The sequence below is a fragment of the Nonomuraea diastatica genome, assembly GCF_004349015.1.
Classification (GTDB): domain Bacteria; phylum Actinomycetota; class Actinomycetes; order Streptosporangiales; family Streptosporangiaceae; genus Nonomuraea; species Nonomuraea diastatica.
Genome location: NZ_SMKP01000355.1, coordinates 1 through 3,760, shown reverse-complemented (window position 1 = coordinate 3,760; position 3,760 = coordinate 1). Strand labels below are relative to the sequence as shown.

General features: G+C 73.1%; 4 protein-coding genes. All 4 read left to right on the top strand.

The window, feature by feature from the left end; genetic code table 11:
• The first annotated feature begins 134 nt into the window (after positions 1 to 134).
• Positions 135 to 1,076, top strand: a complete 942-nt coding sequence (locus E1294_RS51365; RefSeq protein ID WP_132520465.1) for a VWA domain-containing protein — start codon at positions 135 to 137, stop codon at positions 1,074 to 1,076.
• Between the two features lie 5 nt (positions 1,077 to 1,081).
• Positions 1,082 to 1,999 (top strand): S1C family serine protease, encoded by a 918-nt coding sequence (locus E1294_RS51360; protein WP_220448441.1) that lies wholly within the window; start codon positions 1,082 to 1,084, stop codon positions 1,997 to 1,999.
• A 10-nt stretch (positions 2,000 to 2,009) separates the two neighbouring features.
• Complete coding sequence (locus E1294_RS51355) at positions 2,010 to 2,672, top strand: response regulator transcription factor (protein ID WP_165977977.1); 663 nt, start codon at positions 2,010 to 2,012, stop codon at positions 2,670 to 2,672.
• A partial coding sequence (locus E1294_RS51350; protein ID WP_132520462.1) for a HAMP domain-containing sensor histidine kinase occupies positions 2,669 to 3,760 on the top strand: 1,092 nt, incomplete at its 3' end. The genes E1294_RS51355 and E1294_RS51350, both read left to right, overlap by 4 nt.

The following is a 3,760-nucleotide window of genomic DNA, read 5'->3' as shown; positions in this document are numbered from 1 at the left end:
GGCAGCGTCAGAGGTGTATAAGAGACAGGTCCGGTGCGGACTCCTGGCCGGGGGACCGCCCAGGGATCTGCGCGTGGACCCGGCCAGGAGTCCGCACCGGACAGGGGCACGCCCGGCACAGGAGGTGATGTGGCGTGACGCTGACCTCCCCCATCTGGTTGCTGCTGCTCATCCCCGTGGCGCTGCTCGCCGTCGCCTACGTGCTCATGTCGCTGCGCCGCAGTGCGTACGCCGTCCGGTTCACCAACCTCGACCTGCTCGACAGGGTGGCTCCGAGAAGCCCCGGGTGGCGCAGGCACCTGCCGGCGGCGGCGCTGCTGCTCATGTTCGCGCTGGTGGTCGTGGGCTTCGCCAGGCCGACGGCCGAGGTGCAGGTGCCCAGGGAACGGGCCACGATCATCGTGGCGTTCGACGTGTCGGCGTCCATGAGCGCCACCGACGTCAGCCCCGACCGGTTCTCGGCGGCCCGGCAGGCGGCCAGGCAGTTCGTGGAGGGGCTGCCCGAACGGTTCAACCTGGGCCTGGTGTCGTTCTCATCGTCGGCCTCCGTGGCGGTGCCGCCGACCACGGACCGGCAGGCGGTGCGGAGCGCGCTCGGCCGGCTGAGCACGGCGTCGGGCACCGCGATCGGCGAGGCCGTCTACTCCTCGCTGGAGGCCATCGCCTCGCTCGACTCGGAGGAGGATGCGCCGCCCGCGCACATCGTGCTGCTGTCGGACGGCTCCAACACGACCGGCCGCACGCTGAACGACGCGGCGGCCGAGGCGTCCTCGAAGGGCGTCCCGGTCACGACCATCGCCTACGGCACCGCGAACGGCACCATCAGCCTCTCCGGCCAGGAGATCCCGGTGCCGGTGGACGGTCCCGCGCTGCGCGGGCTGGCCGAGGCGGCGGGTGGCGGGTTCTACGAGGCGGCCAGCGGCAGCGAGCTGCAGGCGGTCTACGAGGACATCGGCACGTCGGTCGGCTACCGCACCGAGCAGCAGGAGGTATGGCAGTGGTTCGTGGCGGCGGGACTGGTCTGCGGGCTGATCGCGGCGGTGACGTCGATGGTGTGGTTCTCGAGGCTGCCGTGAGGGGCATGGGCCGGCCGAGCGGGCCGGAGTTCCGTACGGTGCCGCTCGGCGCCCGCCAGGACCCCGTACAGGGGCCGCCTCCCGTGCCCCGCCCGGTGCCGCCTCCCATGCTCGGCCCGCAACCTCCGGCGCAGCCGCCGCCCGCGCAGGGCCGGCCGCCCGCGCTGGGGCCGCGGCCCGCGCCGGCGGCGGGGAAAGGACGCCTCCTGGTGGTCGCCGCGCTCGTCGCGGCGGTCGCCGGCGGGGCGGCAGGAGTGGCGGGGGGCCGGCTCTCCGGGGTGTCCGAGCCGGCCCCCGTCGCGGCCCTGCCGAGGGTCGCGCCCGCGCCGTCGTCCAGCCTGACCGGGCTGAGCGCGACGGCGGCGCGGGTGTTGCCCAGCGTGGTCTCCGTGGAGGCCGGCAGCCGGGGCGGGTCCGGCTTCGTGGTGGACGGGCGCGGCCACATCCTCACCAACGCGCACGTGGTCGGCGGCAGCACCCTGGCGACCGTGGTGCTGAGCGACGGCCGCAGGCTGAGCGCCCGCGTGGTCGGCGCGGACGACGACGAGGATCTGGCCGTGCTGGCGGTCGACTCCCCCGGCGACCTGACGCCCGCCACCCTCGGCCGGTCGTCCGGCCTGTCCGTCGGCGACCAGGTGCTGGCCATCGGCTCGCCGCTGGGCCTTTCCGGCACGGTCACCGCGGGCATCGTCAGCGCCCTGGACCGGGAGGTGCGGCTGGGCGGGGCGCGGCGCACGGCCGTGCAGACGGACGCGTCCATCAACCCGGGCAACTCGGGTGGGCCGCTGGTGAACGACAGGGGCGAGGTCGTGGGGGTGAACACCGCCATCGCGGCCGGCCGAGGAGGCGGGAACATCGGCATCGGCTTCGCCATCCCCATCGACCGGGCCGCGCCCATCGCGGAACGCATCATGCGAAATTAGGGTCGAAAGCATGCGACTGCTTGTGGTGGAGGACGAGGAGGACCTGGTCGACGCGTTGCGGGTCGGCCTCGCCCGCGCGGGGTACGCGGTGGACGTGGCCTACGACGCGCCGTCCGCGCACGAGAAGTTGCAGGTCAACACGTACGACCTGGTCCTGCTCGACCTGAACCTGCCCGGCGGCGACGGCTTCCAGCTCTGCCGCACCGTGCGCGCGGCGGGCCAGGGGGTGCGGATCATCATGGTGACCGCGCGCGACCGGCTCGACGACCGCGTCCGCGGGCTCGACGAGGGGGCGGACGACTACCTGGTCAAGCCGTTCGCCTTCCCCGAGCTGCTGGCCCGGGTACGGGCGCTGCTGCGCAGGGAGAGCGGCGGCACCTCCGTGCTCGAGGTGGGCGGGCTGCGCATCGACACGGCCAGGCTGGAGGTGTCGCTGGACGGCAGGTCGCTGGCGCTCACCCCCAAGGAATACGGCGTGCTGCACTACCTGATGACCAGGCCGGGCTACGTCGTGTCCAGCGAGGAGCTGCTCGAGCACGTCTGGGACGAGCACGCCGACCCGTTCACCAACACCGTGCGCGTCACGGTCGGCAACCTGCGGCGCAAGCTCCAGGAGGACGGCCTGATCGAGACGGTGATCAGCCGGGGCTACCGGCTCAAGGAGCCGACATGATCCACACCATCCGCTTCCGGCTCACCGTGCTCTACTCGGGCCTGCTGTTCGTGCTGGCCGCGCTCGTGCTCGGCGGCATCTATTACGCCGTCTCGAAATCCACCGACCAGCGCCCTTACACCACCGAGTACGCCAAGGCCTACTCGGGCGACCAGTACCTGGGCAAGCGCGAGGTCGTCTTCGTCCAGGAGGTCGAGAACGCGGTCAACGTCAAGACGCTGGCCACGCTGCGCGACTATTCGCTGGTCACGCTGGTCGGGCTCTATCTCGCCAGCCTGGGCATCGGCTGGGTGCTGGCCGGCCGCGTGCTGCGTCCCGTCAGGTCGATCACCCGCACCACGGAGGAGATCCAGGCCACCGACCTGGCCCGGCGCATCAAGCTGGACGGGCCGCGCGACGAGCTCAAGGACCTTGCCGACACCATCGACACCATGCTCGACCGGCTGGAGGAGGCGTTCAGCGCGCAGCGCCAGCTCATCGACGACGCCTCGCACGAGCTGCGCAGCCCGCTGACGATCATCCGGGCGAACGTGGACGCCGTGTTGTCCGCCCCCGACGCCAGCGACGAGGAGCGCACCAGGGCCGTGGCCATCGTGGACCGCGCGACCACCCGCATGACGAGGCTCGTCGAGGACCTGCTGGCCAGCGCCAGGCGCCAGGGCACGGCGTTCGCCGACGCCGATCTCGACCTGGCCAGGGTGGCGGCGGAGGCGTGCGAGGAGCACACCACCCCGGCCGCCGCCCGGCACGTGCGGATCACCCGCGACCTGGGTTACGGCCTGGACATGACCGGCGACTCCGACGCGCTGCGCCGCGCCGTGGCCAACCTGCTCTCCAACGCTGTGCGCCTCTCGCCGCCCGGCGCCACGATCCGCGTGGCGGCGGGACGCGCTGAGGGCTGGCTGTGGGTGGCGGTCCGCGACGACGGGCCCGGACTGGGGGAGGAGGACCGGCAGCGCGTCTTCGACCGCTTCTGGCGCGGCGAGGCCAGCCGCCGCGACCGCCACACGGGGCTCGGTCTGGCCATCGTCCGCCAGATCGTGGAGTCGCATGGAGGGCGGGTGGCGGTGTACTCGCGGTTGGGGGAG

Coding starts and splice junctions, on each gene's coding strand:
- E1294_RS51360 (WP_220448441.1), top strand. CDS start 1,082: ATGGGCCGGCCGAGCGGGCCGGAGTTCCGTACGGTGCCGCTCGGCGCC.
- E1294_RS51355 (WP_165977977.1), top strand. CDS start 2,010: ATGCGACTGCTTGTGGTGGAGGACGAGGAGGACCTGGTCGACGCGTTG.